Below are 2662 nucleotides of genomic sequence, written 5' to 3' on the forward strand. Positions count from 1 at the left end.
TAATTTGGATGAGGCTTATACGTTCGTGGAACGAGTCGGCTATCCAGTTATCGTACGCCCAGCCTTTACACTAGGTGGAACAGGCGGCGGGATTTGTGATAACGAAGAGCAGTTAATCGAGATTGTTGAAGGTGGCCTAAAAAGCAGCCCGGTTCATCAATGTCTGCTTGAGAAGAGTATTGCCGGTTTTAAAGAAGTGGAATATGAAGTAATGCGTGACTCCAATGACAATGCGATTGTCGTTTGTAATATGGAAAACTTTGATCCTGTGGGAGTACACACAGGAGACTCTATTGTTGCGGCACCAAGCCAAACGTTAAGTGACAGAGAGTATCAAATGCTTCGAAATACGTCATTGAAGATTATCCGCGCCTTGAAAATTGAAGGCGGATGTAATGTTCAGCTTGCGTTAGATCCTAACAGCTATCAGTATTATGTCATCGAAGTTAACCCAAGGGTTAGCCGTTCGTCAGCACTTGCTTCAAAAGCGACGGGCTATCCGATTGCAAAGCTTGCGGCCAAGATAGCGGTTGGTTTGACGCTAGATGAAATGATGAACCCGGTTACAGGCAAAACATATGCCAGCTTTGAACCTGCGCTTGACTATGTAGTCACGAAAATTCCACGCTGGCCTTTTGATAAGTTCGAAAGCGCMAACCGTAGACTCGGTACACAAATGAAAGCGACTGGAGAAGTCATGGCAATCGGTCGTACATTTGAAGAATCAATTTTAAAAGCTGTGCGCTCCCTTGAAGCAGGACTTTATCATCTCGAGTTGAACGACGAGTTCGAGGATGAAAAAATAGAAAAAAGGATTCGGAAAGCAGGAGATGAGCGGTTATTTTATATCGGTGAGGCACTAAGAAGAGGCAAAACAATCGAAACCATTCACGAATGGAGCCAGATCGATTTATTCTTCCTGCATAAGCTGAAAAAGATTATCGACTTTGAAAAAGAGCTTCGTGAACATTCATTCGATTGTGAAGTCCTGCAGAAGGCTAAGGAACTTGGCTTTTCAGATAAAACGATTGCAGATATATGGGAGGTTGCTGAAAAGAAAATTTATGAGTATCGGAAACAACAAGGAATCGTGCCGGTTTATAAAATGGTCGATACATGCGCAGCGGAATTTGAATCGGAAACACCATATTTTTACGGAACATACGAAGATGAAAATGAATCAATTGTTACAGATAAGAAAAGTGTCATTGTGCTAGGATCGGGTCCAATACGGATTGGACAGGGGGTAGAGTTTGACTACGCGACCGTCCATTCAGTCTGGGCCATCAAAGAGGCAGGCTATGAAGCGATCATCATCAACAACAATCCGGAAACGGTTTCGACGGATTTCAGTATATCTGACAAGCTTTATTTCGAGCCATTAACACTTGAAGATGTGATACATGTTATCGATTTGGAAAAACCAGAAGGTGTTATCGTCCAATTTGGTGGTCAGACTGCCATCAATCTTGCAGATGGTCTTGTTGAAAGAGGAGTGAAGATCCTAGGTACTTCTCTAGAAGACTTGGATCGTGCGGAGAATCGTAATAAATTCGAAAGTGCTCTTAAGGATTTAGGAATTCCGCAACCAAAAGGTAAAACGGCCACATCTGTAAATGAAGCTATCGTCATAGCTGAAGATATCGGCTATCCAGTTTTAGTAAGACCTTCGTATGTTCTCGGAGGAAGAGCAATGGAAATCGTCTATAAACAAGAAGAATTGCTGCATTACATGAAAAATGCGGTGAAAATCAATCCGGATCATCCTGTCCTGATTGACCGTTACTTAACGGGGAAAGAGGTCGAAGTCGACGGGATTTCTGATGGTGAAACGGTCGTTATTCCTGGAATCATGGAGCACATCGAGCGCGCAGGCGTCCACTCCGGTGATTCGATTGCCGTCTACCCTCCGCAAAGCCTAACGGAAAAACAAAAAGAAGTGATCATCGATTACACGACTAGATTGGCAAAAGGCTTGAATATTATCGGTCTCTTGAACATTCAATATGTCATCAGTGATGACGAAGTGTATGTCATTGAAGTAAATCCGCGTTCTAGCCGCACGGTTCCATTCTTAAGTAAGATCACGAATGTGCCGATGGCGAACTTGGCCACGAAGGTCATTTTAGGACACTCTCTTGAAAGCCAGGGCTACCAATCCGGTTTAGTTCCGGAACAAAGCGGAGTCTTTGTAAAAGTTCCGGTCTTCTCCTTTGCAAAATTAAGAGGTGTGGACATTTCACTCGGACCTGAAATGAAATCGACTGGTGAAGTAATGGGGAAAGACAGTACACTTGAAAAGGCTTTATACAAAGGGCTTGTTGCTTCCGGCTTCAAAATTCAAGGTCACGGTTCAGTCTTGTTAACGATATCGGATAAAGATAAGCAAGAAGCACTATTGCTGGCAAGACGTTTTCATAATATTGGCTTCAAGTTGATTGCCACAAGCGGAACCGCCGCCCTGTTGGAGCAATCTGGTATCCCAACTGCGGTTGTTGGTAAGATTGGTGAAGAGGGAAGAAACCTTTTGGATGTTATCCGAAATGGGGACGCACAATTCGTCATCAACACTTTGACGAAAGGGAAGCAGCCGGAACGAGATGGTTTTAGAATACGTCGCGAATCTGTTGAAAATGGAGTGACATGTCTGACATCCCTGGAT

General features: G+C 43.7%; 1 protein-coding gene. It reads left to right on the forward strand.

Annotated features, from left to right (window positions below):
* Window positions 1-2662: carbamoyl-phosphate synthase large subunit (carB, locus tag AC1DUW_RS25405; protein WP_477643777.1), on the forward strand; the 2662-nt coding region annotated here is incomplete at both ends.

It is taken from the genome of Peribacillus sp. P4_C12, from assembly GCF_056402095.1.